The sequence below is a fragment of the Kitasatospora sp. NPDC048194 genome (genome assembly GCF_043202455.1).
In the GTDB taxonomy this organism is placed as follows: Bacteria; Actinomycetota; Actinomycetes; order Streptomycetales; family Streptomycetaceae; genus Kitasatospora.
Window position 1 is genome coordinate 57967 of record NZ_JBIDAK010000027.1, and the last position, 26245, is coordinate 84211.

The 26245-nt window shown below is 73.4% G+C and carries 22 protein-coding genes and 1 pseudogene; 4 read left to right on the forward strand and 19 right to left on the reverse strand.

The features are described 5' to 3' along the window. Positions 1–7: 7 nt before the first annotated feature. The 11 genes from htpX to ACGF07_RS27190 all read right to left on the reverse strand — a co-directional run bounded on the left by htpX (position 8) and on the right by ACGF07_RS27190 (position 11388). Positions 8–871: a zinc metalloprotease HtpX gene (gene htpX / locus ACGF07_RS27140; RefSeq protein WP_392902819.1), complete on the reverse strand. Its 864-nt coding sequence runs from the start codon at positions 869–871 to the stop codon at positions 8–10. Positions 872–1101: 230 nt separating this feature from the next. Next, a complete protein-coding gene (locus tag ACGF07_RS27145; RefSeq protein ID WP_392902822.1) occupies positions 1102–2658 on the reverse strand; it encodes an NADH-quinone oxidoreductase subunit N in 1557 nt (518 codons plus the stop codon). 56 nt (positions 2659–2714) lie between these two features. After that, positions 2715–4313 carry a NuoM family protein gene (locus tag ACGF07_RS27150; protein ID WP_392902825.1) on the reverse strand — a complete coding sequence of 533 codons (1599 nt, stop codon included), beginning with the start codon at positions 4311–4313 and terminating at the stop codon, positions 2715–2717. A 143-nt stretch (positions 4314–4456) separates the two neighbouring features. After that, positions 4457–6517 carry an NADH-quinone oxidoreductase subunit L gene (locus ACGF07_RS27155; RefSeq protein WP_392902827.1) on the reverse strand — a complete coding sequence of 687 codons (2061 nt, stop codon included), beginning with the start codon at positions 6515–6517 and terminating at the stop codon, positions 4457–4459. After that, complete coding sequence (gene nuoK / locus ACGF07_RS27160) at positions 6514–6888, reverse strand: NADH-quinone oxidoreductase subunit NuoK (RefSeq protein WP_392902830.1); 375 nt, start codon at positions 6886–6888, stop codon at positions 6514–6516. The genes ACGF07_RS27155 and nuoK overlap by 4 nt, the downstream gene beginning before the upstream one ends. Further along, positions 6888–7637 carry an NADH-quinone oxidoreductase subunit J gene (locus ACGF07_RS27165; protein WP_350744257.1) on the reverse strand — a complete coding sequence of 250 codons (750 nt, stop codon included), beginning with the start codon at positions 7635–7637 and terminating at the stop codon, positions 6888–6890. The genes nuoK and ACGF07_RS27165 overlap by 1 nt, the downstream gene beginning before the upstream one ends. Next, entirely contained in the window at positions 7634–8209 is a 576-nt protein-coding gene (locus ACGF07_RS27170; protein ID WP_350744256.1) for an NADH-quinone oxidoreductase subunit I, read from the reverse strand. The genes ACGF07_RS27165 and ACGF07_RS27170 overlap by 4 nt, the downstream gene beginning before the upstream one ends. After that, entirely contained in the window at positions 8206–9165 is a 960-nt protein-coding gene (gene nuoH / locus ACGF07_RS27175) for an NADH-quinone oxidoreductase subunit NuoH (RefSeq protein WP_392902834.1), read from the reverse strand. Before nuoH ends, ACGF07_RS27170 begins: the two co-directional genes overlap by 4 nt. Further along, the gene (locus ACGF07_RS27180; RefSeq protein ID WP_392902836.1) at positions 9162–10346 is read right to left on the reverse strand and encodes an NADH-quinone oxidoreductase subunit C; all 1185 of its coding nucleotides are present in this window, start codon (positions 10344–10346) and stop codon (positions 9162–9164) included. Before ACGF07_RS27180 ends, nuoH begins: the two co-directional genes overlap by 4 nt. Next, on the reverse strand, positions 10343–10981 hold the full coding sequence (locus ACGF07_RS27185) for an NADH-quinone oxidoreductase subunit B family protein (RefSeq protein WP_350744254.1): 639 nt from the start codon (positions 10979–10981) through the stop codon (positions 10343–10345). Before ACGF07_RS27185 ends, ACGF07_RS27180 begins: the two co-directional genes overlap by 4 nt. Continuing rightward, positions 10972–11388: an NADH-quinone oxidoreductase subunit A gene (locus ACGF07_RS27190; RefSeq protein WP_350744253.1), complete on the reverse strand. Its 417-nt coding sequence runs from the start codon at positions 11386–11388 to the stop codon at positions 10972–10974. The genes ACGF07_RS27185 and ACGF07_RS27190 overlap by 10 nt, the downstream gene beginning before the upstream one ends. 341 nt (positions 11389–11729) lie before the next feature. Between ACGF07_RS27190 and ACGF07_RS27195 the strand changes: the two genes are divergently transcribed. After that, the gene (locus tag ACGF07_RS27195) at positions 11730–12899 is read left to right on the forward strand and encodes a sensor histidine kinase (protein WP_392902881.1); all 1170 of its coding nucleotides are present in this window, start codon (positions 11730–11732) and stop codon (positions 12897–12899) included. Positions 12900–13227: 328 nt separating this feature from the next. On the opposite strand, the gene ACGF07_RS27200 is transcribed toward ACGF07_RS27195, so the two are convergent. Further along, on the reverse strand, positions 13228–14304 hold the full coding sequence (locus ACGF07_RS27200) for a trypsin-like peptidase domain-containing protein (protein WP_350748057.1): 1077 nt from the start codon (positions 14302–14304) through the stop codon (positions 13228–13230). Positions 14305–14525: 221 nt separating this feature from the next. Between ACGF07_RS27200 and galE the strand changes: the two genes are divergently transcribed. Next, the gene (gene galE, locus ACGF07_RS27205) at positions 14526–15518 is read left to right on the forward strand and encodes a UDP-glucose 4-epimerase GalE (RefSeq protein ID WP_350748051.1); all 993 of its coding nucleotides are present in this window, start codon (positions 14526–14528) and stop codon (positions 15516–15518) included. Positions 15519–15679: 161 nt separating this feature from the next. Here the strand turns inward: galE and ACGF07_RS27210 are convergent, their stop codons facing one another. Then, entirely contained in the window at positions 15680–18091 is a 2412-nt protein-coding gene (locus tag ACGF07_RS27210) for a PQQ-binding-like beta-propeller repeat protein (RefSeq protein WP_392902840.1), read from the reverse strand. Positions 18092–18522: 431 nt separating this feature from the next. Here ACGF07_RS27210 and ACGF07_RS27215 point away from each other — a divergent pair, with 431 nt between their 5' ends. Further along, positions 18523–19170, forward strand: coding sequence for a TetR family transcriptional regulator (locus tag ACGF07_RS27215; RefSeq protein WP_350748046.1), 648 nt, complete (start codon positions 18523–18525; stop codon positions 19168–19170). Positions 19171–19466: 296 nt separating this feature from the next. Here the strand turns inward: ACGF07_RS27215 and ACGF07_RS27220 are convergent, their stop codons facing one another. From ACGF07_RS27220 to ACGF07_RS27245, 6 genes are all read right to left on the reverse strand, one after another. Continuing rightward, positions 19467–20411, reverse strand: a complete 945-nt coding sequence (locus ACGF07_RS27220) for a beta-ketoacyl-ACP synthase III (protein ID WP_392902843.1) — start codon at positions 20409–20411, stop codon at positions 19467–19469. A gap of 110 nt (positions 20412–20521) precedes the next feature. After that, positions 20522–21916: a L,D-transpeptidase family protein gene (locus ACGF07_RS27225; protein WP_392902846.1), complete on the reverse strand. Its 1395-nt coding sequence runs from the start codon at positions 21914–21916 to the stop codon at positions 20522–20524. A gap of 115 nt (positions 21917–22031) precedes the next feature. Further along, positions 22032–23195, reverse strand: coding sequence for an aminofutalosine synthase MqnE (gene mqnE / locus ACGF07_RS27230; RefSeq protein WP_350749873.1), 1164 nt, complete (start codon positions 23193–23195; stop codon positions 22032–22034). A 52-nt stretch (positions 23196–23247) separates the two neighbouring features. After that, the gene (locus ACGF07_RS27235; protein ID WP_392902849.1) at positions 23248–24210 is read right to left on the reverse strand and encodes a threonine/serine dehydratase; all 963 of its coding nucleotides are present in this window, start codon (positions 24208–24210) and stop codon (positions 23248–23250) included. Between the two features lie 5 nt (positions 24211–24215). Continuing rightward, the gene (locus ACGF07_RS27240) at positions 24216–24674 is read right to left on the reverse strand and encodes an Lrp/AsnC family transcriptional regulator (RefSeq protein ID WP_030055719.1); all 459 of its coding nucleotides are present in this window, start codon (positions 24672–24674) and stop codon (positions 24216–24218) included. A gap of 119 nt (positions 24675–24793) precedes the next feature. Beyond that, a complete protein-coding gene (locus ACGF07_RS27245) occupies positions 24794–25468 on the reverse strand; it encodes a UbiX family flavin prenyltransferase (RefSeq protein ID WP_392902852.1) in 675 nt (224 codons plus the stop codon). Positions 25469–25680: 212 nt separating this feature from the next. Here ACGF07_RS27245 and ACGF07_RS27250 point away from each other — a divergent pair. Next, a pseudogene (locus tag ACGF07_RS27250) lies at positions 25681–26112 on the forward strand (cyclase family protein); the annotation flags it as partial. Positions 26113–26245 lie beyond the last annotated feature (133 nt).

Here is a 26245-nt window from a genome sequence, read left to right on the forward strand (position 1 = left end):
CGGGCCCTCAGCCGCGGTAGCCCGCCATCCGCTCCAGTCGGGCGATCCGCTCGGTCATCGGCGGGTGGGTGGAGAACAGCCGGGCGCCGGCCTCGCCCGGGCGGAACGGGCTGGCGATCATCATGTGGCTGGCGGTCTGCAGCTGGGGCTCGGGCGGGAGGGGCAGCCGGCGGGTGCCGGCGTCGAGCTTGCGGAGGGCGCTGGCCAGGGCGAGCGGGTCACCGGTGATGCGGGCTCCGTCGGCGTCGGCCTGGTACTCGCGGGACCGGCTGACCGCCAGCTGGATCAGCCCGGCGGCGAGCGGGCCGAGGATCATGATCGCGAGCATCCCGAACAGTCCGGGGCCGTCCTCGTCGTCGTCCCTCCCGAAGGGGATCAGCCAGGCGAAGTTCACCAGGAACATCACCACGGAGGCCAGCGCCCCGGCGACCGAGGAGATCAGGATGTCCCGGTTGTAGACGTGGCTCAGCTCGTGCCCGAGCACGCCCCGCAGCTCGCGCTCGTCCAGGATCTGCAGGATGCCCTCGGTGCAGCAGACCGCCGCGTTGCGCGGGTTGCGGCCGGCGGCGAAGGCGTTCGGGGCCGGTGTCGGGGAGATGTAGAGCCGGGGCATCGGCTGGCGGGCGCTGGTGGAGAGCTCGCGCACGATCCGGTACAGCCCGGGCGCCTCGAACTCGCTGACCGGCCGGGCGCGCATGGCCCGCAGCGCGAGCTTGTCGCTGTTCCAGTAGGCGTACGCGTTGGTCCCGAGGGCGACCAGGAGGGCGATCACGAAGCCGGTCCGGCCGAAGAAGGAGCCGATCACCAGGATCAGTGCCGAAAGGCCTCCGAGCAGGACGGCGGTCCTCAGTCCGTTGTGCCGGCTGTGCACGTCAGGCCCTCCAGTGGTGCGGTGGGGAAGCCCTTTCTGCCTCGTCCCTCTTGCCCGCTCAACGGGTGGGGCACGGGACCTTGTTCCCTTGTGACCGACGTGACACCCGCCCGGGCCCTGCCGCACTTGCCCGGTTGGGGTCCGCACGACCGCCGGGGAGCCGGCCGGCAGCCGGGAGCCGGCCCGCACCGCCGGCCGGGTCTAGCCCGGGCTCAGAACTTCGCCCAGGCTCAGAACAGGGTGCCACCGGCCACCTGGAGGACCAGCTGCGGCGCGACCGAGAGCACGACGGCCGCCGAGGCGGTCAGCCCCAGTGTGGCGCCGAGAGTGAGGGGCAGTCGACGCGGGGCGCCGCCCTCGGTCTCCGCCCGGGCGGCGTCCGCCGGGGCGAACAGCCGGGCCGTCCAGAGCAGGTAGTAGTACAGGGCGACGACCACGTTGACGGCCATGACCACGGCCAGCCAGCCCAGCCCGGCGTCCACCGCGGCGCGGAACACCACGACCTTGCCGAACAGGCCGATCACACCCGGCGGCAGCCCGGCCAGGCAGAGCAGGAAGAACGCCAGCGCCAGCGCCGTCCAGCGGTTGCGGGCGAACAGGCCGCGGAAGTCGTCCACGCTGGCCCCGGCCCGGCGGCCGACGGCGGCGACCACCGCGAAGGCGCCGAGGTTCACCACGCCGTAGATCAGTGCGTAGGCGGCGGTGGCTCCGAGCGGGTCGGCGCCCGTGGGCGCGTAGCCGGCCGCGGCCAGCGGCACCAGCAGGTACCCGGCCTGGCCGACCGAGGACCAGGCGAGCAGCCGCACCGCGCTGTACCGGGTGTCGAAGCGCTGCCGCAGCGCGCCGACGTTGCCGACCGTCATGGTGGCGGCGGCGAGCACGGCGAGCGCCAGGCCCCAGGTGTGGGCGTACGGGCGGAAGGCGAGGGTGGTGGCGAGCGCGAGGCCGGACAGGCCGGCCGCCTTGCCGACCACCGAGAGGTAGCCCGCCACCGGCAGCGGCGCACCGGTGTAGGTGTCGGGCACCCAGAAGTGGAACGGGACGGCGGCGACCTTGAAGGCGAAGCCGACCAGCGTCAGCACCGCCCCCGCCTCGGCCAGCGGCTTGAGCTGGCCGGGCGCGTGCTCCAGGCCCTGGGCGACGGCGCCCAGGTGCAGGCTGCCGCTCGCCGCGTAGACGAAGCCGATGCCGAGCAGCATGACGGCCGTCGCGGTCACCGAGGAGACGAAGAACTTGAGCGCGGCCTCCGCGCCGCGGCCGTCCCGGCGCAGCGCGACCAGCGCGAAGGCGGGCAGCGAGGCGACCTCCAGGGCGATCACCATGGTGGCGAGGTCGCGGGAGGCCGGCAGCAGGGCGGCGCCGGTGGCGCTGGAGAGCAGCAGGAACCAGTACTCGCCGCGGGGCAGCCGCTCGTCCTCGACGGTGTGTGCCGACAGCAGCGCCGCGATCAGCGCGCCGCCGAGGGCGATCAGCTGGAACACCAGCGCGAAGTGGTCGGCGACGTACGAGCAGCCGCCGGGGACCGGATTGTCAGTGGTCGCTGTTATGTTCTGCAGGCAGAAGGTCGCCCGGGGTGATCCCCCGGTCAGGGGAAGGAGCGCGATGAGGGCGAGGGCGAGTCCGGCGGCGGTGAGGCGGCCGAGCCACTTCTTGTGCCGTTCGGGCAGGAACAGGTCGGCGACCAGCACGGCGAGGGCGGCCACGGCGGCGATCAGCGGGGGCGCGATCGCCACCCAGTCCACGGACTGGATCAGGCTGCCCGGGTTGGCTACGGCGAGGGAGGTCACAGTGTGCTGCCCCGTGGAGTGAGGTCCGAGTGCGGCGGTCTGGGCTGCGAGCACGGTCAGCCACCCCCGAGGAGGTGCTTGACGGCGGGGTCGGACAGGCTGAGCAGGAGCGCGGGCCAGAGGCCGGCGAGCAGGGTGAGCGCGGCCAGTGGCGTCCAGCTGACGGCCTCGTACGGGCGCAGGTCGGCCAGCTCGGCGACCGGCGCGGCCTGCCGGGGATCCCCCATGCAGACGCGCTTGACCACGATCAGCAGGTACGCGGCGGTGAGGAGGGTGCCGAGGCCGGCCAGGACCATGTAGGTGACGAAGGCGGGGCGTGACAGGCCGTCGGCGGGGTGGAAGGCGCCGAACATCGCGAGCACCTCGCCCCAGAAGCCGGCCAGGCCGGGCAGGCCGAGGCTGGCGACGGCGGCGAAGGCGAGCAGCGCGCCGATCCGCGGCGCCCGGCCGTAGAGGGCCGCGCCGGTGGTGCCGGAGAGGGTGTCGAGGTCGGCCGTGCCGTAGCGGTCCTTGAGCGCGCCGACGACGAAGAACAGCAGGCCGGTGATCAGACCGTGGGCGATGTTGGCGAACAGTGCGCCGTTGACGCCCACCGGGGTGAGGGAGGCGATGCCGAGCAGCACGAAACCCATGTGACCGACGGAGGAGTACGCGATCAGGCGCTTGAGGTCGCCCTTGGATCCGGGGCGGGCGAGCGCCAGACAGGCCAGCGAGCCGTAGACGATGCCGACGGCCGCGAAGGCGCCCAGGTAGGGGGCGAGCGTCGCGGTGCCGCCCGGCACGATCGGGAGGAGGACGCGGACCAGACCGTACGTACCCATCTTCAGCAGCACACCGGCGAGCAGCACCGAGCCCACCGTCGGGGCGGCGGTGTGCGCGTCGGGGAGCCAGCTGTGCAGCGGCCAGGCGGGGGCCTTGACCGCGAGCCCGACCAGGATCGCCAGCGCGGCGATCACCTGGGTGGTGTGGCTCAGTCCGCTGCCGTGCGCGGCGGCCAGGGCCTGCATGTCGAAGGTGCCGGCCTTGCTGCCGACCAGCAGGAAGCCGAGCAGCATCACGGCCGAGCCGAGCAGCGTGTAGAGGATGAACCGGTTGGCGGCCGGGACCTTCGCGCCGCTCCCCCAGCGGGCGATCAGGAAGTACATCGGGATCAGCACGATCTCGAAGGCCAGGAAGAAGAGCAGGAGGTCCAGCACCGCGAAGGTGGCGAGCATGCCGACCTCGAGCAGCAGGAACAGCCCGGCGAAGGCCTGGGCGGAGGGACGGGACCCGTCGGGGGCTCCAGGGGCTCCGGGGGCTCCGTCCCGGGTCTGCCCGCCCGGCAGCCGCTTCTCCGAGTACAGCGCGCAGAGGAAGGTGAGCAGTGCGGTCAGCACGATCAGCGGCAGCGAGACGCCGTCCACGCCCAGGTGGAAGCGCACGTGCAGGGCCGGGATCCAGGACAGGTCGGTGGTGGCCTGCATCCGGGCCGGGTGGTCGTGGTCGAAGCCGGCCGCGAGGGCGACGGCGAGCAGGAACACCGCGCCGGTGACGACGGTGTTCAACCGCAGCGCCCGCCGGTCCGCGACGGCCCGGTCCGGTCCGAACACCGGGGCCAGGGTGACCGCGGCGCCGAGCAGGGGCAGCACCAGGAGGGCGATGAGGACCGCGTTCATCGGGTGCTCCTAGGGGCGGTGCCGAAGGCGGAGGTACGGGAGGCGGAGGTATCGGAAGCGGAGGTACGGACGGCGGAGATACCGGAGGCGGAGGTACGGACGGCGGAGGTACGGACGGCGGAGGTGGAGGAGATCGGCACCGGTTACACCGCCACCAGGACGGCCAGCAGGACGACACCGGCGAGCAGGGCGCTGAGGTAGGTCTGCGCGTTGCCGGTCTGCGCGAGCCGGACGGCCCGGCCGAGCAGGTTGGCACCGATCCCGCTGCCCTGCACGTAGCCCTCCACGACCTCGCGGTCGAGGAAGCGCACCAGCTGGGCGGCGGCGGCCACCGGGCGGACGAACAGCGCGTGGTACAGCCGGTCCACGCCGAAGCCGTGCCGGGCCGGGCCGAACAGCGGGCCGAGCAGGGTGCGGCCCGGGTCGGCGGTGATCACCTCGACGGCCGGGGCTCCGGCCTGCTCGGGCACCCGGCCCACCGGGGCGGGAGCCGGCCGGCCGGCGGCTGCCCGCGCGGTGGTCGAGCGCCAGGCCCCGTAGGCCGCGAGCACACCGACCACGGCGAGCCCGGTGCCGGTCACCGCGGTGACCCCGGTGGGCCGCAGCGAGCCGCCGTCCAGGAGCGCGGGCAGCCAGTCCGAGCGCAGCCCGGCGACGCCGAAGCCCATGGTCGGCACGGCCAGCACCCAGAGCGGCCAGCGCATCGCGGGCGGTTCGGCGGTGGCCGGGTCGGCCTCGTCCAGCTCGGGCGAGTACGGCGCGTCGGCCTCGTGGTCGGCCACCACGGTGGCGCGGTCGGCGGCGGGCAGCACCTCCGGCGCCGCCGTCGCGGCGCCGGCCGGGCTGTGGAAGGCGACCAGGAACAGCCGGGTCGCGTACGCGCCGGTCAGCAGCGCGGTGAGCCCGGCCGAGATCAGCACGATCCACCCGGCCGCCTCCGGCACCGCGGAGGCCGGGCCGAGCCCGTTGGTCAGCGCCTCGCCCTTGGCGGCGTGCTCGGCGGCGGTCAGCACCGCCTCCTTGCTGAAGAAGCCGGAGAACGGCGGCAGCCCGGCCAGGGCGACCAGCGCGATGCCCATCGTCCAGTAGGCGTCCGGCACCCGCTTGCGCAGCCCCGGGATCCGGGACATCGCGGACAGCGAGTTGGTGTGCGCGGCGTGGATCACCACACCGGCGGCCAGGAACAGCAGCGCCTTGAACGCGCCGTGGCTGACCAGGTGGAACACCGAGGCCTCGCGGTCGCCGCTGGCCAGCGCACCGGCCATGTAACCGAGCTGGCCGACGGTGGAGTAGGCGAGCACCCGTTTCAGGTCGTCCTGGGCGAGGGCGCAGAGCGCCGAGCCGATCATCGTCACGGCGGCCATCACCGCGAGCACGACCAGCGCCGCACCTGACAGCAGGAACACCGGCAGCAGCCGGGCGACCAGGTAGATGCCGGCCGCGACCATGGTGGCCGCGTGGATCAGCGCGGAGACCGGCGTCGGACCGGCCATCGCGTCCGGGAGCCAGGTGTGCAGCGGGAACTGCGCGCTCTTCCCGGCCACGCCGGCGAGCAGCAGCAGGGCGGTCAGCGTGGGGTGGCCGAGCCGTCCCTCGCCCGCGGCCGCCAGCACGTCCGGGATCCGGAAGCTGCCGGCGTCCGCGCCGAGCAGGAAGATCCCGAACAGGAAGGGGACGTCGCCGAGCTTGGTGACCAGGAAGGCCTTGAGCGAGGCGGAGCGGGCGTCCGCCGTCTCCCAGTGGTGGCCGATCAGGAAGTACGAGCAGACGCCCATGACCTCCCAGCCGACCAGCAGCACGATCAGGTCGCCCGAGTAGACCACCAGGAACATCGCCGCGGTGAACAGCGAGACCAGCGCCGCGTACGAGGGGTAGCGCGGGTCCGACTTCAGGTAGGCGGTCGAGTAGACCTGGACGCAGGTGGCGACCACGCCGACCAGCACGGAGATCAGCGAGCTGAAGCCGTCCAGGTGGAGGGCGAGCGCGACGTCCGGTCCGCCGGTGGGGGTGAGCCGGGTGGCGGCGTCCAGGGCCTGTCCGGTGCCGAGCTGGAGGGCGACGACCACGGCGAGCACGGCCGAGACGGCGACCGGGACGATCGCCAGCGGCCGGGCCAGCCCGGGCGCCTTCCTACCGGCGGCCAGGGTCGCGGCGGCGCCCAGCGCCGGCAGCGCGGGGACGAGGGCGGGCAGGGCGAGGTTCATGCGGCGTTCTGGCCCTTCAGCGCCTCGGCTCGGTTCGGCGCCTCCTCGACCGGGAGCGTCTCGGCCGGGTCGCCGAGCGCGGTGGCCCGGTCGATGTCCGCGGTGCCCCGGGCCCGGAACAGCAGCAGGACGATGGCGAGCCCCAGTCCGATCTCGGCGGCGGCGACGGTGATGGTGAACAGGGTGAGCGCCTGCCCGGCGTGCAGCGAGTCGCGCAGCCAGGCGTCGAAGGCGACCAGGTTGAGGTTGACGGCGTTGAGCATCAGCTCGACGGACATCAGCACCAGGACGGCGTTGCGCCGGGCGAGCACGCCGTACACGCCGACGCTGAACAGCAGCGCGGCGAGGACGACGGGGTAGGCGAGGTGCATCAGCTCTCCTCCGACGCAGCGGACGCGGGCGGAGCGGCGCCCTCCCGAGCGGCAGCCCCCGGCGTGCCGGCCCCAGGCGCGTCGCCCCCCGGAGCGGTGCGCGGCGCGGTCGCGGCGACCGTCCCGTTGGACCCGACCGGCCGTCCGGCGCGCACCCGGCCCGCCCGGGGCGCCGGCACCCGCCGCCCCGAGCCGCGCGACAGCACGATCGCACCGACGAGCGCCGCCAGCAGCAGCACGGACAGCGCCTCGAAGGGCAGGACCCAGTGCCGGAACAGGCTGGCCCCGGTGACGGAGGCGGAGCCGCCGCCCTGACCGAGGTCGATCCAGGAGGTCCGGAAGGCGTCGACGACCAGCGTGACGAGCGTCCCGGCCGAGGCCAGCGCCACCACCAGGGCGACCCAGCGGTTCTTGGAGTCGGCGTCCGGCGAGCGGCCGATCGGCGCCTTGGTGAGCATCAGTCCGAACAGCACCAGGACGACCACCGAGCCCAGGTAGATCAGCACCTGCACCCAGGCGATGAACTCGGCCGTGAGCAGCAGGAACTCCACCGCCAGCCCGCCGAGCGCGACCACCAGCCAGAGCGCGGCGTGCACCAGCTGCCGGGTGGTGACGGCGACGACGGCCGAGCCGAGCACCGCGATGCCGACCAGCAGGAAGACGATCTCCTGACCGGTCGGGGACAGGAACGAACGGGCGGCCGGCTCCAGCGAGCCGGTCGCCGCGAGGAGCGTGGCAGCGGCGGTCATGCGTCGTCACCCTTCTCCTCCGGGGCCGCCTCGGCAGCGGCGGCGGCAGTGGCCGCAGCCGCCAGCTTGTCGGCGGCCTTGCGCGCGGCGGCGATCTCCTTCGGCTCCTCGGCCCCCGGGTCCAGGGCCGGCGGTGCCGGGACGGTCCACATCCACTCGCGGAGCTTCTCCCGCTCGTGGGTCAGTTCGAGGATGTCCGTCTCCGCGTACTCGAACTCCGGAGACCAGAACAGCGCGTCGAAGGGGCACACCTCGATGCAGATCCCGCAGTACATGCAGAGCGAGAAGTCGATGGCGAAGCGGTCCAGGACGTTGCGGGTACGGGCCCGGGCGTTCGGCTCGGCGGCCGGCAGCGTCTCCTTGTGGGAGTCGATGTAGATGCACCAGTCCGGGCACTCCCGCGCGCAGAGCATGCACACCGTGCAGTTCTCCTCCAGCAGCGCGATGACACCGCGCGAACGCGGCGGCAGCACCGGCTGGACGTCGGGGTACTGCGCGGTGACGCTCTTCCTGGTCATCGTCCGCAGCGTCACGGCCAGCCCCTTGGCCAGGCCGACACCGGGAAAACTCATGAGATCGCCACCTTGATGATGCCGGTGAGGGCCAGTTGCACGAGCGCGAGCGGGATCAGCCCCACCCAGGCGAAGCGCATCAGCTGGTCCTCGCGCAGACGCGGGTAGGTGACCCGCAGCCAGATGACCACGAAGGCCAGCGCGAAGGTCTTGAGCAGCATCCAGAGCCAGCCGAGCTGGTCCGCCATCGGCCCGTGCCAGCCGCCCAGGAAGAGCACCGCCGTCAGCGCGGACACCACCAGGATGCCCACGTACTCGGACAGCAGGAACAGCGCGAAGCGCAGCCCGGTGTACTCGGTGTACGCGCCGAAGATGATCTCCGAGTCGGCGACCGGCATGTCGAACGGCGGCCGCTGGAGCTCGGCCAGACCGGCCGTGAAGAACACGAAGGCGCCGATGAGCTGCCAGGGCAGCCAGTACCACTGCCAGGCGTCCAGGATCCCGGGCAGCGACAGCGTGCCGGCGGCCATCGCCACCGAGGCCGCCGCCAGCACCATCGGCAGCTCGTAGGACATCAGCTGCGCGGCCGTCCGCAGACCGCCGAGCAGCGAGAACTTGTTCGCCGAGGCCCAACCGGCCATCAGCTTGCCGATCACTCCGACGCCCATCACGGCGAGCACGAAGAACAGTCCGGCGTCGATCGCCTGGCCGACGAACCCGTTCGGGCCGACCGGGATCGCCAGCAGCACGAACAGGTACGGCAGCAGCGAGACGGCGGGCGCCAGCTGGAAGATCCGGCGGTCCGCCCCGGCCGGGACGATGTCCTCCTTCTGGGCGAACTTCACGCCGTCGGCGACGAGCTGCGCCCAGCCGTGGAAGCCGCCCGCGTACATCGGGCCGAGCCGGCCCTGCATGTGCGCCATGACCTTGTGCTCCGTCTGGCCGATGACCAGCGGGAAGAGCAGGAAGACGACGAGGGTGGCGACGCAGCGGAGCACCGTGTCGAGCAGGTTCACGCGCCGTCTCCGTCCTGGTCGGCCGTTCCGGCCGAGGTCCCGTCCCGCTGTGCGCCCTGGTCGCCCTGGTCGTCTGCTGCCTCCGGTCCCCTCGGCTCCTTCGGCTCCTCCGGCTGCTCGCCCGACGGCTGCTCGTCGTGGGCGGGCACCGGGTTGTGCCAGGGGGCGTCGGAGGACCGGGGCCGGGCGGGGGCCTTGGGCCGGGCCGCGGATTCGGCGGCGGACCCGGTGGACCCGGCGACCTCGGAGGCCTCGGCGGCCTCGGAGGACCCGGCGGCCTCGGTGGGCGCCTGGCTGACCGACCCCTCGGACACCGAGCGGGTCCGTCGCGGCCGGTCCGCCCGCACCGGCGGCGCGCCCTCGGCGGGAGCGGCGGCCGGGGCAGCCGGGGCCTCGGCGACCGCCGGGGTCGCGGCACCCGCCTGACTCGCCGACCCCTCGGACACCGACCGCGTCCGTCGCGGCCGGTCCGCCCGAACGGCGGGCCCGCCCTCGGCACCGGCACCGGCCGCAGCACCGGCCGAAGCCGAAGCACCGGCCGCAGCCGCCCGGGGCGTCCGCCCCGCAGCGCCCGCCGCCCGCGCACCGCGCGCCGGCCGCTCGGCGACCGGCGGCAGGGTGCCCTTGAGCGGCCCCCACTCGTTCGGGTCCGGCACACCGGCCGGCTGCATCTTGCGCCGGGCCGGGCCGCCGCCGTGGTCCGACTCGCCCGGCTCCTTGGCGCCCGGCCAGTCCTTGGCGACCCGCGCCGCGAGCACGAACTCCTTGCGCAGCGGGTGCCCCTCGAAGCCGTCCGGCAGCAGCAGGGTGACCAGGTGGGGGTGCCCGGGGAAGTCGATGCCGAACATCTCGTGGGTCTCGCGCTCGTGCCAGGCGGCGCCCGCGTACACCGCGACGGCACTGGGCAGCGCGGCCCCGTCGCGCGGCACCCGGGTGCGCAGCGCGAGGTGGCGCACGCCCGGCGCCTCGACGGCGGCCAGGTGCGCGACCACGGAGAAGCCGTCGGCGAGCTCGTCGACGGCGCTCAGCCAGTCGAAGAAGGCCAGGCCCAGGACGTCCCGGGCGTTGGTGAGCGCCTCGATCCAGCGCTCGGCCGGGACGTCGACGGTGATCAGCCCGTACGCCTCGGCGCCGGTCGCCCACTCCCCGACCGACGCCGCGTACTGCTCGGCGGACGTCACGAGGCTCCCCCTTCCGGCGAACCCGGCCCGGCGACCAGCGGACGCCGCAGCGCCGCCGGAGGCGCGGTGTAGCGGCCGGGCAGGGACTCGGCCGCGATCTTCTCCTGCAGCTTGAGGATGCCCTGGAGCAGCGCCTCGGGCCGGGGCGGGCAGCCGGGCACGTAGACGTCCACCGGGATGATCTGGTCCACGCCCTTGGTCACCGAGTAGGAGTCCCAGTACGGGCCGCCGGAGTTGGAGCAGGCGCCGAAGGAGATGACGTACTTCGGCTCGGGCATCTGCTCGTAGAGGCGCTTGACGGCGGGGGCCATCTTGTCGGTGACGGTGCCGGAGACGATCATCAGGTCGGCCTGGCGGGGGCCGGGCGCGAAGGGGATGACCCCCATCCGGATGAAGTCGTGCTTGGCCATCGACGCGGCGATGAACTCGATCGCGCAGCAGGCGAGGCCGAAGTTGAAGCACCAGAGGCTGTAGCGGCGGCCCCAGTTGAGCACGACCTTGACGGGGTCGGGCGCGAGCCGTGCCAGCGGGCCGAGGCCGCGGCGCTCCACGGCGCCGGGACGGGACGGGTCCGGCAGGCCGAGCGGAACGGGACCGCCCTGGCCGCCGTGCGAGTGGGTGTGCGTCACGTCCATTCCAGAACGCCCTTCTTCCAGGCGTAGAGCAGCCCGACCGCGAGGAACCCGATGAAGAGGAACATCTCGATCAGCGTTCCGGCGCCGTACCCGGCACTGGCGAAGACCGTCGCCCACGGGAACAGGTAGATCGCGTCGACCGCGAAGATCACGTACAGGAAGGCGTACACGTAGTACCGGACCTGGGTGTGCGCCCAGTCCTCGCCCACCGGGTCCACGCCGCACTCGTAGGCGAGGAGCTTCTCGGGTGAGTAGACCACCGGCCGCAGCAGGCGGTTGGCGGTGAACGCCACGGCGACGAAGAGCACGCCGATGACGGCCAGCAGGCCCATCGCGGCGTACGCGTCGAAGTAGCCGCTGCCGACCGCCGGGTCGGCCGCGACGGCAGCCACCTGCTGCCCCTCCATGCCTTCGCCTCCACCTCGGCCGTGAAACCGTCCTCAAGACAGTTCTACGACTTTCCTCGCACGCTCTTAACCCCGGCCAATGCGTGAGTCTAAGGGGACGGCTCCGCTGCCTCCGAACCCCGCCCGCTCCGCAAGACAGCTGGTGGACACCACGGCGCGCGGCCGGGAGCCGGGGCGGGGGGTGGGGATAACCCCCGCCCGGGAAGATGTATCACCCCCATGGCACCGCCCGTCCCCCTTTCGGGAAGCTTGGTCCACCAGCTCGACCGACAGGGACGGATGATCCGATGAAGCCGCTGCACCACCGCGCCCGGGCTGCCATCGAGGAGCAGTACCGCCGGATGGAACACCCGCCGCTGTACGGCGCGCGGATGTGGCACCAGGTCGGGCGGCTGATGCTCAACCTGCCGCTCGGCATCGCCGGCTTCGTCCTGGCGGTCGCCACGCTCTCGATCGGCCTGGGGCTGTCGGTCACCGTGGTCGGCCTGCCGCTGCTGGCCGGCGGGCTGGCCGCCTCCCGCACCCTGGGCGGGCTGGGCCGGCGCCGCGCACGGGCGGCGTACGGCTCGGCGATCGACGACCCCGAGCCGGTGCGGCCGCGCCGCCCGGGGGCGGTCGGCTTCACCATCGCCCACGTCACCGACCTGCTGAACTGGCGTTCCGCGCTCTACAACGTGCTGATGCTGCCGTGGGGCATCCTCAGCTTCACGCTGTCCCTGGTGTCGGTCGTGGTGCTGTGGCCGGTGCTGCCCTGGGTGGTGCGCGCGATGGCGGCGGTCGACCGGATGCTGGTCGAGGCGCTGCTCTTCCCGGGCGCGCTGGCCGAGCGGGTGCGCGAGCTGGAGGACGACCGCGGCACCGTGGTCGACACCGCCGCCGCGGACCTGCGCCGGATCGAGCGGGACCTGCACGACGGCGCCCAGGCCCGGCTGGTCGCGCTGGCGATGGACCTCGGCATGGCCAAGGAGCGGCTGCGCGAGGTGGAGTCCGAGGAGGACATGGCGGCCGCCGCCCGGATGGTCGACAACGCGCACGGCGAGGTGAAGCTGGCCCTGCAGGAGCTGCGCGACCTGGCCCGGGGCATCCACCCGGCAGTGCTCACCGACCGCGGACTGGACGCGGCGCTGTCCGCGGTGGCGGCCCGCTGCACCGTCCCCGGCGGCGTCCGGGTGAACGTCGACCTGGCCGGGAAGGACGGCGAGCCCGAGCGCCCGGACTCCGCGGTCGAGGGCATCGCCTACTTCACGGTCAGCGAGTTGCTGACCAATGTCTCCAAGCACGCGGGTGCCCGGACGGCCTCGGTCGAGGTCTGGCGCTCGGACGGCCAGCTGATGGTGCTGGTCCAGGACGACGGCAAGGGCGGCGCCGCCCCGTACCCGGGCAGCGGCCTGGCCGGGCTGGCGGAGCGGATCCGGGCGGTGGACGGGGTGTTCCTGGTGGACAGCCCGGAGGGCGGCCCCACCACCGTGACCGTCGAGCTGCCCTGGCGCACCCGCACCGCCCGTCGCTGACCGCCCCGGGGCGGGACGGACGAAGCGCCGGGGCCCCGTCGAGGCAGTGGACGGGGCCCCGGCGCGGGTCCGGCGCGGCGGCCGGCCCGCAGCACCCTTGCGCGGTGGGCGGGCCCGGCGGCGCACCGGGGCATCGGGGCATCGGGGCATCGGGGAGGAGACGGCGCCGGAGAGGAGACGGCGTCGGGCAGCGGCGGCGTCGGAGGGGGAAGGGGACGGCGTCGGGCAGGGGCGGCGTCGGAGGGGGAAGGGGACGGCGTCGGGCAGGGGCGGTGCCGGGGAACGCCGGCGTCCGTCCGCGGACCCCGCCGGCGTCGGCGGACGGGCCCTACGGGGTGGTGTCCAGGGTGCCGAGGGTGACCTCGGCGGTCTGGGTGTTGCCGTCCCTGACGTAGGTGACGGTGACCTTGCTGCCCGGGGTGAGCGAGGCGAGCGCGGTGGTGAGCGCGTTCAGCGAGTCGACCGGGGTGTCGCCGATCTTGGTGATGACGTCGCCGGGCTGCAGCCCCGCGGCGGCGGCCGCGCCGCCCGGGGTGACCGTGACGATCGCCGCGCCGGACGGCTGGAACTGCTGGTTGAAGCTCGTCCGGGCGGTGATGCCGAGTGCGGCCCGGCCGGAGTTGGTGACCTTGCCCTGCTTGATCAGCTGGTCCGCGATGTTGGTGATGGTCGACGCCGGGATCGCGAAGCCGATGCCGGGGGCGGCCGCGCCGCCCGCCTGCGGCTCGGTCGCCGCGAGGGTGTTGATGCCGATCACCTGGCTGCTCAGGTTGACCAGCGCGCCACCGCTGTTACCGGGGTTGATCGCGGCGGAGGTCTGCACCATGTTGCCGATGGTGGCGCCCGGGGAGCCGCCGCCCTGCGGTTCGGTGACGGTCCGCCCGGTCGCCGAGACGATGCCCTGGGTGACGCTGCTGGACAGGCCCAGCGGGCTGCCCATGGCGAGGGTGATCTGACCGATTTCGACCTTGCTCGAGTCGCCGAAGGCGGCCGGCTTGAGGCCGCTCGGCGGGCTGCTGAGCTTGATCACCGCGAGGTCGGAGTCGGGGTAGCTGCCGACCAGCGTGGCGTCCAGGGACTTGGTGGAGTTGGCGAGGGTGACGGTGAAGGTGCTCGCCGAGCCGACGACGTGGGCGTTGGTGACGATGTCGCCCTTGTCGTCGTAGACGATCCCGGAGCCGAGGCTCTCCCCGGTGGTGATCTGCACCACCGAGGGCAGCACGTTGGCGATCACCGTCTGGTAGTCCTGCTGCAGCTGGTTCCCGCCGCCCGACTGGGAGCCGGAGGCCGCGGTCGCGGAGCCGGCCGAGGGGGAGGCGGCGGTGGAGGAGGACGAGGAGGACGTGCTGCTGCACCCGACCAGCGCCAGTGCCGTCAGCGCCGCGACCGCGCCCGGCACGAGCAGCCGCCGGTGAGCCGCCTTGGGCCCGGTCGGCCTCGGACCGGCCGGCAGCGGGCGGTTGTGTTCCTTCTTGCGGCTCACCTGGCTGCCTCCGATTCGTCACCACGCCGAAAGCGCGGGCATGAGAGCACGGAAATCTTTGTCAGCATTTCACCGATTTGTCCTGATTGCTGGCTGGACTCGCCCGAGAAGGTCGACCGAATGCGAACGCCTAGGATTGCCGCATGACTTGGTTGATCACCGGCGGAGCCGGATACATCGGCGGGCACGTCGTCCGTCAGCTGCTCGACGCCGGCGAGCGCGTCGCCGTCCTGGACGACCTCAGCACCGGCGACGCCTCCCGGGTGCCGGCCGGCGTCCCGCTGATCGAGGGCTCCACCCTGGACCGCGCCGTCCTGGACGCCGCGATCCGCGAGCACGGCATCGAGGGCATCCTGCACTTCGCCGCCAAGAAGCAGGTCGGTGAGTCGGTCGAGCAGCCGTTCCTCTACTACCGCGAGAACGTGATCGGCCTGCAGACGGTCCTGGAGGCCGCGGCCGAGGGCGGCGTCAAGCGCTTCCTGTTCTCCTCCTCCGCCGCCGTCTACGGCATGCCGGACGTGGACCTGGTCACCGAGTCCACCCCCTGCGCCCCGATGAGCCCGTACGGCGAGACCAAGCTGGCCGGCGAGTGGCTGGTCGCCGCCGCGGGCAAGGCCCACGGGATGTCCACCGTGGCGCTGCGCTACTTCAACGTGGCCGGCGCCGCCTCGCCCGAGCTCTCCGACGCCGGGGTGTTCAACCTGATCCCGATGGTGTTCGAGCGGCTCACCGCCGGCCGGGCGCCGCTGGTCTTCGGCGACGACTACCAGACCCCGGACGGCACCTGCGTCCGGGACTTCATCCACGTCTCCGACATCGCCTCGGCCCACGTGGCGGCCGCCAAGCGGCTGGCCGCCGACCCGGCCGGCGAGACCTCGCTGGTGCTCAACATCGGCCGCGGCGAGGGCGTCAGCGTCAAGGAGATGATCGAGGTGATCGGCAAGGTCACCGGGTACGACACCACCCCCGAGACGGCGCCGCGCCGCCCCGGCGACCCGGCCCGGGTGGTGGCCTCCGCCGACCTGATCCGGCGCGAGCTGGGCTGGAGCGCCGTCCACGACGTGGCGGACATGGTCTCCTCCGCGTGGGAGGGCTGGTGCAGCCGCCACCCCGAGGCCCGCAGGACCCAGGCCTGATCCCGGGCTGGAACCGGGCCGGGGTCTGGGCCCGGGCTGGAACCGGGCCCGGGTCTGGGCCCGGGCCTCGGCCTGAGTCTCGGCCCGGGCCCGGGCCTCGGTCTGGGCCTGGGCCCGGACGTCGGCCCGGACGACCACCGGTACGGCGGTGGCCGCCCCGCTCAGCGGGCGGGCACCGCCGTGCCGTAGTAGGCGTCCAGCGCGTACACGCAACGGTCCTTGGACCCGACGAAGACCCGTCCGCCGACCGCCACCGGGGAGCCGGTGAGCTCGCCCTTGGTGCCGAGCTCCCAGCGCAGCTGACCGGTCGCCAGGTCCAGGGTGTGCAGCGAGTGGTCCCGGCTGCCCAGGTGCACCAGGCCGTCGGCCACCGCCGGGGAGCCGACGATCTCACCGCGCGCGGTGTAGCGCCAGCGCTCCCGGCCGCCCGCCGCCTCGAAGGCGTACAGCACCTCGCCGCTGCCCACCAGCACCATGCCGTCCCCGACCACCACCGGCTCGGCGCCCTGGCGGCTGCCCGTGACGCCGCGCCAGCGGTCCAGGCCGGTGGCCGCGTCCAGCGCGTAGACCGTGCCGAGGTAGTCGGCCACGTAGACCGCGTCGGCGTCCAGCGACGGCGGGGTGAACAGCACCACCGGCGCCTCGAAGCGCCAGCGCTCGGCCCCGGTCGCCGCGTCCAGCGCGTACACCCGGGTGCCGGCCGTCAGGTACAGCACGCCGCCGCGCTCGACCGGGTGCGAGGGCACCTCCTCGCCGACCGGGAACGACCAGCGCAGCCCCGCACCGCGCGGGTCCACGCAGCGCAGCCGCCCGGCGCCGTAGTAGTAGGCGGCGCCCGCCACCAGGACCGGACCGGACTGCGGGTTCTCGTAGTCCTGCTGGGCGTCGTCCGCGCGCCACAGTTCGGCACCGTTGGCGGCCGCGCGCAGCTGGACGCCGCCGCCCCGGACGCCGCAGCAGAGCACGCCGTCGGTGGCGGAGAGCGAGTAGACCCAGCCGTCCAGCGAGGTGCGCCAGCGCTCGGTGCCGTCGGCGACGTCCACGGTGTACAGGTGCGGGCCGTCGGCGGCGTGCACCCGGCCGGCGTCCACCGCGAGCGCCCAGGCGACGTCCCGGGTCTTGTAGCGGCGCTCGCCGGAGGCGATGTCCAGCGCGTGCACCTCGAAGCTGGAGACGAAGAGCGTGCCGTCGGCGACGACCGGGGTGCCCCAGACGTCGTTGGACATCCGGAACCGCCAGGGGCGCCAGCGGGCGGCCGGGGCCGGGTGGGCCGGCGGGGCCGGGGCCGCCGCCGTCCGGCGGACCCAGTCGGTCTCGGCCGGGGCGGTGGTCGGGCCGGGCTGCTCGTGCTCGGCCCGCGGCCCGGGGCCTATCCGCACCGAGGCACCGGACAGCTGGACCTCGACGGCGCCGCCGCCGGTGGGTGCCCGGTGCTTGTTCGTGGAGGCGATCTTCGCGGTCGGGATCTCGCCGTCCGGGGCGTGGCCGGGACGCGGTGGACTGTGCACCGGACCGGCCGGCGGCGCCTGCACCCCGCCCGGACGGGGCTGCGGATCGCCCAGCCCGGGCGGCTGCGGCGGGATCGAGGGGTGCGGGATCGCCGCGTGCGGGGCCGGGGCCTGCGGCGGCTGCGGCTGCGGCTCGACCGGAGCGGCGTACGGGCGGGGCGGCGGCGCGCTCGGGCGACGGCCGCGCCTGCGCTCGATCAGTTCCAGCGCGTTGGCGGGCAGCCAGTCCCCCGCCTCGCCGGAGGCGTCGTCCCGGGAGAACAGGTGCGGGGCCAGCTCGGCCTGGATCTGCGCGGGGGTCGGCCGGCGCTCGGGCGCCTGCTGCATGCAGGCGCGGACCAGGTCCATCAGCTCGCGCGGCATGCCGGTCAGGTCCGGTTCCTCGCGCAGCAGCTGGAAGACCGTCTCGACCGGGTTGGAGCCGCGGTACGGCGGGTGCCCGGTGGCGCAGAAGACCATCAGCGAGCCGAGCGAGAAGACGTCGCTGGCGCCCCGGACGGTCCGGCTGTCCCGGGCCTGCTCGGGGGACATGTAGGCGGGGGTGCCGACCGCGACGTTGGTCATGGTGAGCCGGGTGCTGGAGACCCCGGACGCGATGCCGAAGTCGATCACCTTCGGGCCGTCCTCGACCACCAGGACGTTGGAGGGCTTGAGGTCGCGGTGGATCAGCCCGGCGCCGTGGATGGACTGCAGCGCCTCGGCGATGCCCGCGACCAGCCAGCGGGTGGCGTCCACCGGCAGCGGCCCGCACTCCTCGACCAGGTCCTCCAGCGAGGGCGCCGGGATGTAGGCGGTGGCCAGCCAGGGCACCCGGGCGTCCGCGTCGGCGTCCACCACGGCCGCGGTGTAGAAGCCGCCGACCGTCTTGGCGGCCGCGATCTCGCGCGCGAAGCGGACCCGGAACAGCTCGTCCTCGGCCAGCTCCCCCCGGACGGTCTTGATGGCCACCCGGCGTCCGGACGCGGAGCGCGCCAGGTAGACCAGCCCCATCCCACCCGCGCCGAGTCGCCCCAGCACCTCGAAGGGCCCGATCCGCCTCGGATCGTGCGCCGTCAGCTGGTCCACTCCGCTGCCACCTCCCCGTTTCCGCACCCGCCGCGTGGTGCCGGTCCCGATTCTCCAATGCCGCCCGGCGCATCTCCAACCTCCCCCGCCCGGAGCGGCCCGCCGGGCCGGGGTCCGCCCGCCGCCGGCTCCGCCCGGTCACCGAGGACGGAACGGCCGGATTCTGACGCCCGCTCCGTCCCGGGCTTGCGCTCGCGCCCCCGGACCGTCCATTTCCGGGCCGGAGTAATGGTCACGCTCTGTCATCCGATCATCCCTCAGCGGACTCGCCGTCACGCTATGGGGTCAAAAGCACACGGGGGGGCCACAACAGCGCCCCGGAGGCCGGTGAATATCCGTCCGAAGCGGTTCGGGCCGTATAGCAACCCCCGCGCGGAGTAATAGTCGCATCGCCGAATCGCGCCAAGATCGTGCCACGGTAAGCTGACGGCATGACAGGACAAGTTCGCACCGTCGACGGTCGCGTCGCCGGGCGACGCGGACAGGAGACGCGGCAGAAGCTGCTCGACTGCCTCCGCGAGATGCTCAGCACGTCGCCCTATCGGGACGTCAAGGTCATCGACGTCGCCCGTATGGCGGGTACCTCCCCCGCGACCTTCTACCAGTACTTCCCGGATGTCGAGGGCGCAGTCCTCGAAATCGCCGAGGAAATGGCCAAGGACGCCGACACCCTCAAAGAGCTGGTGGCCGGAAAGTCCTGGGCAGGGAAGTCCGGACCGACCACTTCGGAAGAACTGGTCGACGGATTCCTCGCCTTCTGGCGCAAGAACGACGCCATTCTCCGAGTGGTCACGCTCGGTGCCGCGGAAGGGGACAAGCGGTTCTTCAAGATCCGCATGACGGTCCTCAACGCGGTCGCCAAACCACTCGCGGAAGCTGTCAAGGATCTCCAGGCGAAGGGTCAGGCCGACAAGGCGCTCGATCCGAACGCCGTCTCGGGGGCCCTGGTCTCCCTGCTCGCCTCGGCGGCGGAGCACCAGAAGGCCTTCACCTCCTGGGGCGTCAAGGTCAAGGACCTCAAGCCCAACCTCGCTCCCCTGGTGTACCTGGGCGTCACCGGCAAGAAGGCGCCCAAGTAGGACCATCCGTTCGATCCACCATCCGCTCCGCGCGCAGCCCCGGCCTCCTGTCCGGGGAACGACGGACGGCGGCCGTGTCCTCGGGGGAGGTCCGCCGACGTACCGCACGCGCGCCAGACATGCCGGTGGGCGGGCACCCCTCACACAGGGTGCCCGCCCACCGGCATGTGCGGTGTCAGGGCCGGTCCGCGCCCGGGTCAGGGCGGTGGGAGGGCGGACCGGCGACGGTCCGGCCGTCAGCGGCGGTCGGGCCCCTCAGCTGCGGTCGCGGTCCGGGCGGTCGCGGCCGGGGCGGGTCACGGGCAGCGGACGACCTGGCCGGCGTAGGCGAGACCGCCGCCGAAGCCGAAGAGCAGCACCGGGTCGCCCGGGGAGAGCTCGCCGTGTTCGACCAGCTTGGAGAAGGCGAGCGGGATGGAGGCGGCCGAGGTGTTGCCGGAGTCAACCACGTCCCGGGCCACCACGGCGTCACCGAGGCCCAGCTTGGCGGCGATCGCGTCGATGATCCGCAGGTTCGCCTGGTGCGGGATGAAGCCCTTGAGCTCGGAGGGGTCGATCCCGGCCCGCTCGCAGGCCTGCCGGGCCAGCGGGGCGAGCTGGGTGGTGGCCCAGCGGAACACCGACTGGCCCTGCTGGCTGATCACCGGGTCCCATCCCGTGATCACCACGGCGTCGCTCTTCTCCGGTTCGGTGCCCCACACCACGGGCCCGATGCCGGGTTCGGCGCCCTCCTCCTGGGCCTCGACCACGGCGGCGCCCGCCCCGTCGCCGAAGATCACGCAGGTGGAGCGGTCGGTCCAGTCGAGGGTGTCGGACATCCGCTCGGCGCCGATCACCAGCGCGCGGCGGGCCGCTCCGGCCCGGATCGCGTGGTCGGCGGTGGCGAGCGCGTAGGAGAAGCCCGAGCAGACCGTGTTGATGTCGTACGCGGCGGGCGAGCGCACGCCCAGCCGGGCGGCCACGGCGGCGGCGGTGTGGGGGCTGCGTTCGATCGCCGTGCAGGTGGCGACCACGACCAGGTCGATGTCGTCGGCCGTCCGACCGCTGTGGGCGAGCGCCTTCTGCGCTGCCTCGGTGGCGAGGTCGACGAGGGTCTCGCCCTCGGCGATGTGCCGCGTGCGGATGCCGACCCGGGTGCGGATCCACTGGTCGTCGGTGTCGACGAGCGCCGCCAGGTCGTCGTTGGTGAGGACCTTGGGGGGCTGGTAGTGGCCGAGTGCCACAATGCGTGAACCGCTCATACTGCCATGGAACCCGGTTACCGGTTGGTCAGCCGGGCACGACCGGCTACAGGATCCGCACCGGCGATCTGTAGGAGATCGACAAGCCGCCCGTCACCCGTACGCCGAGGTCAGGCGGCCAGGGTGGCCGCGTCGCCCATGACGATGACCGGGTGGGCGGCCGGATCCAGGGTGCGGATGAGCTCGGCCATCTTGTCCTCGGGGATCGACACGCAGCCGTGGGTGGGGCCGTCGTGGTCCACGTGGAGCCAGATCCCGCCGCCCTTCTTGGCGCCCATCGGGCGGCGCGGGTCGAGCGGGGAGGTGCCGGGCACCCGGTTGTAGTTGATCGCGACCACGTAGTCGAAGGAGCCGGCCAGCTGGTCGCCGAAGAAGCCGGTGCCGGAGACGACGAAGTTCGCGTCCTTGTCGTACGGGAGCTTGCTGCCCGGGTCGGCGTTGTGACCGCCCGCGTCGGTGAGCGAGAAGACGCCGATCGGGCTGCGCAGGTCGCCCTCGTTGTGGTCGGCGGTCCAGCCGTTCTTGCCGTTGTGGCCGTTCCAGGTCTCGCCGGCCAGCCAGCGGCCCTCGGGGGTCCGGGTCCAGAGGACGACGGTGTTCTTGTCGGTGTTCTTGTCGGCGCCGGAGGCGACCACGACCTGGGTGGTCTCGGCGGGGATCTTCGCGGTGAAGGCGGCGCCGAGGCCGGGTATCGCGGCCAGGGAGGCGTCCGGGCGGGCCTCGCCGCGGCCGGCGGCCGGGGGCGCGGACTGCCGGTCGGCGGCGGCCTGGACGGCGGCGGGGGCGGGCGCGGGCTGGTCGGGCTTGCTGACGCCCTCGGGGCCCGGACCGTCGGCGGCCGCGATGCCGGGCTTGGCGTCGTCCTGGCCGACGGTGTACCAGCCGGCGGCGGCCGCGACCAGCAGGGCGGTACCGGCCATCACGGCCTTGCCGTGACGTTTCTGCTTGGCCTTGCGCCTCCGGCCCCGGGCGGCGGCCCGGCCGCCGGGCGCGGGAGCCGCGGCGGGGGTGACGGACGCGAGGGGTGCCGACTCCCCGTGGACCGGCTCCCCGTGGACCGGCTGCTCGTGAACCGGCTGCTCGTACGGCGGCTGCTCGTGGAGCGCCTGCCCGTCCTCCGACTGCCCGTAGTCCGTCTGCCCGTAGTACGCCTGCTCGTACGTCGGCTGGTCGTACGTCGGCTCGTCGTACGTCGCCTGCCGGTACGTCGGCTGCTCGTAGAGCGCCTGCCCGTACTCCGGCTGCTGCCCGTGGAACTGCTCCTGGTACACCGTCTCCGGCTCGGCGGCGTACGGCCTGAACGGCTCGTCGTAGGCCGCGGAGTACCCGTCAGCGGCCTGCGGGGCCTGCCGGTACTCGCCGTGGCCGTCGTGCCGCAGGGGCTGCCCGTACGGCTCGTACGCGCTGTGCGGCGTGTCCTGCGACTGCTGCGGCACTCCGCCGTACACCGGCTCCCGCATCGGCTCGTACGGCGGGTACTCGGTGGCGCGATGAGAACCGGACATGCCGTCGATCCTGCCAAACGCCGTACCGGTTGGTAAACCCGGGCCGGGTGCGGGGCCCGTGAAGACGCCGCCGCCCGGACCGCGGGTGCGGTCCGGGCGGCGGTGGGTCCGCAGGTCAGAGGCGCATCGCCTGCGGGGTCTCGCGGCGCGTCAGGTCCGGTCCCTCGTACTCGCGGATGACCTCGTAGCGGGTGTTGCGCTCCACCGGGCGGAAGCCGGCGTCGCGGATCAGGCCGAGCAGGTCCTCGCGGCCCAGCTTGTTCGGCGTGCCGAAGTTGTCCGCGTCGTGGGTGATCTTGTACTCGACCACCGAGCCGTCCATGTCGTCCGCGCCGTGGCTGAGGGCCAGCTGCGCGGTGGTCACGCCGTGCATCACCCAGAAGACCTTGACGTGCGGCACGTTGTCGAAGAGCAGCCGGGAGACCGCGAAGGTCTTCAGCGCCTCGGCGCCGGTGGCCATCTCGGTGCGGGCCATCAGCTTGTTGCGCACGACGCCGTCCTTGGAGTCGTGGAAGTCGTGCTGGTAGCGCAGCGGGATGAAGACCTGGAAGCCGCCGGTCTCGTCCTGCAGCTCGCGCAGCCGCAGCACGTGGTCCACCCGGTGGCGGGGTTCCTCGATGTGGCCGTACAGCATGGTGCAGGGCGTCTTGAGGCCCTTGGCGTGCGCGAGGCGGTGGATCCGCGACCAGTCCTCCCAGTGGGTGTCGTGGTCGACGATGTGCTGGCGGACCTCCCAGTCGAAGATCTCCGCGCCGCCACCGGTCAGGGACTCCAGGCCGGCGTCGATCAGCTCGTCGAGGATCTCGTCGGCGGACAGGCCGCTGATCTTCTCGAACCAGTGGATCTCGGTGGCGGTGAAGGCCTTCAGCGAGACGTTCGGCAGGGCCGCCTTCAGCTCCCGAAGCGAGCGCGGGTAGTAGCGCCAGGGCAGGGTCGGGTGCAGCCCGTTCACGATGTGCAGCTCGGTGAGGGACTCGCTCTCCATCGCCTTGGCGAGGCGGACGGCCTCCTCGATGCGCATCGTGTAGGCGTCCTTCTCGCCCGGCTTGCGCTGGAACGAGCAGTACGCGCAGGACGCGCTGCACACGTTGGTCATGTTGAGGTGGCGGTTGACGTTGAAGTGGACGACGTCGCCGTTCTTCTTCGTCCGCACGTGGTGGGCCAGCCCGCCCAGCCAGGCCAGGTCGTCGCTCTCGTAGAGCGCGATCCCGTCCTCGCGGGTCAGTCGCTCACCCGCGTAGACCTTCGCCTCCAGCTCGCGCTTGAGCCCTGCGTCCATGCGGTGACCCGCCTCCTCCGACATTCGATTCCTTGCCGGAACGAGCCTACGCCTATGCCGACAGCAGCTCCGCGAGCAGTGCGGGTTCGATGTTGCCGCCGCTGATCACGGCGGCGACCGTCTGGCCGCCGGTCTCGGCGGCGCGGTGGAAGTACGCGGCCGGGGCGACCGCCCCGGAGGGCTCGGCGACGAGCCGGCCGCGGCGGGCCAGCAGGGCGACGGTGGCGCGGATCTCGCCCTCGGTGACGGTGACGATGTCGTCCACGTAGGCGGTGAGGTGCTCGAAGGGGAGCACGCCGACCGCGGGGGTGCGCAGCCCGTCCGCGACGGTCCGGTAGGTGTCGGCGACCGGCCACTCCACCCGGCGCCCGGACCGCAGGCTGGCCTGCGCGTCGGCGGCCAGTTCGGGTTCCACGCCGATCACCCGGATGCCGGGGCGGGTGAGCTTGAGGGCGGCCGCCGTCCCGCTGATCAGCCCGCCGCCGCTGACCGGCACCAGGACGGTGTCCAGCTCCGCCGGGGCGTCCTCGGCGATCTCCAGGCCGACCGTGCCCTGCCCCGCGATGATGAACGGGTCGTCGTACGGGGGCACCCAGACGTAGCCGTGCCGCTCGGCCAGCTCGCCGGGCAGGGTGTCCCGCTCACCGGGCGGCACCACGATCACCTCGGCGCCGAACGAGCGGGTGGCCTCCACCTTCACCGCGGGCGAGGTGTCCGGCATCACGATCACGGCCTTGATGCCGAGCAGCCCGGCCGCGTACGCCACCGCCTGGGCGTGGTTGCCGCTGGACTGGGCGACCACACCGCGCGAGCGCTCCTCCGCGGTGAGCGCGGCCAGCCGGTTGTAGGCGCCACGGGTCTTGAAGGCGCCGGTCGGCTGGAGGTTCTCGGGCTTGAGCCAGAGCCGCCGCTCCCCCTCGGCCGCCCAAGGGGCGGGGACCAGCGGGGTGCGCACGGCCACCCCCGCGATCCGCTGCCGGGCGGCGCGCAGCTCCTCCAGACCGACCAGTGCCATGTACGTCACTCTCCTACGGGAGGAAGCTCACTCACCCGGTTTTCCCACTTGGTGGAGAGTACGACGGTGGTACGGGTGCGGGCCACGCCTTTCGTGCCCGAGATCCGCTTGACCACCGACTCCAGGCCGGCCACGTCGGCCACCCTGACCTTGAGCATGTAGGAGTCGTCGCCGGCGATGAACCAGCAGTCCTCGACCTCGTTGAGGTCCTTCAGCCGGAACGCGACGTCCTCGTGGTCGGCCGCGTCGGTGAGCTGAAGGCCGATCAGGGCCGTGACGCCGAAGCCGAGCGAGGCCGGGTTGACCGTCGCCCGGTAGCCGGTGATCACCCCGGCCTGCTCCAGGCGGTTGATCCGGTCCGTGACGCTCGGGCCGGAGAGCCCGACCAGCCGGCCCAACTCGGCGTAGGAGGCACGGCCGTTCTCCCGGAGCGCCTGGATGAGCTGTCTGTCCACCGTGTCCATATACCGTCCGCGTCCTTCCGAACCTCACCAGACCCACAGATCATTATCCGGATTCAAAGGCGACGTGCGCTGACCGACCCGGATATCGCAGAGAACATACTCTCCTGCCCTCGCTCTCCTTACTCCCCCTCAGCCGGAGCGGCCCCGCCGCCGCCTGCCGGGCGGGCCGCCGCCCCCAACTCCCCTTCCCAGCGCAGGTAGAGGGAATGCGGCACGCCGACGGCGTCCAGGACGCGCCCGGCCACGAAATCCACGAGTTCGCGCACGGTGGAGCCGCCGGCGTAGAAACCGGGCGAAGCGGGCAGGACGATCGCGCCCTGCGCGTCGAGCTCCACCAAGTGCTTCAACGTCACCCCGTTGAGTGGTGTCTCGCGCACGCAGACGACGAGTGGCCTGCGCTCCTTCAGGGTGACACTGGCGGCCCGCTGCAGCAGGTCCTTGCTCAGGCCGAGCGCGATCCCGGCCACCGCACCCGTGGTCGCCGGCACCACCAGCATGCCCTTGGCGGGGTAGGAGCCGCTGGACGGGCCGGCCGCGAAGTCGCCGGCGGGCCAGTAGCGGACGCCGTCCAGGCCCTGGTCCGTCCCCAGCCAGGCGGCGAGGTCGGTGCGCCAGTGGGCGTCCCGGAAGGAGATGCCGGTCTCGTCCAGGATGGTGAGCCGGGCCGCCCGGCTGACGATCAGGTCCACCGCCTCACCGGCCGCGAGCAGCGCCCGGATCACCGAGGCCGCGTACGGCGTCCCCGACGCTCCCGAGACCCCGACCACCCACGGCTGACGCTTCGCATTTCCCATGGGGCATTTCTATCCCGCCTTCACCCTGCGTCCCGGCCGAGGCTCGTGCGGGCGGGGCGTCCGGGGCGGCTGGGGTGTCCGGGACGTCCGGGCGGGACAGGGGTGGCAGGCGTCGGAGCAGGGTGGCCGGGGCGGGGCCGGGGTACGGGGTGGGACAGGGTGGCGGGCTGGAACGGGTCCGGGAGCGGGCAACCCCTGGGAGGATGGGGCGCATGGCAGCGACCCTCGTCGACCTCACCCATCAGGTGACCACCGCGATGCCGGTCTACCCCGGTGATCCGGCCGTCCTGCTGGAGCCCGCCCTCACCACCGCGACCGCCGGGGTGAACGTGCTGGCCCTGCACCTCGGCTCGCAGTCCGGCACGCACGTGGACGCGCCGTACCACGTGGACGTCACCTGGCCCACGCTGGACGGTCTGCCGCTGGAGCGGTTCACCGGACCGGCCGTGGTGGCCGACCTGCGCGGGCTGGAGCCCCGGACGGCGGTCACGCCGGAGCTGCTGGCGCCCGCGCTGGCACGCTGCGGCGAGGGCTCGGTGCTGCTGCTGGCCACCGGCTGGGTCCGGCACTGGGGCACCGACGCCTACCTCGCCCATCCCAGCCTGACCGCCGAGGCGGCCGAGGCGATCGTCGCCGCGGGGGTCCGCACCGTCGGGGGGGGGGGGGGGGGCGGCGGGCCCCCCCCCCCCCCCCCCCCCCCCCCCCCCGCCGCGGCCGCCCCGCCCCCCCCCCCCCCCCCCCCGGCCCCCCACCCCCCCCCCCCCCACCCCCCCCCCC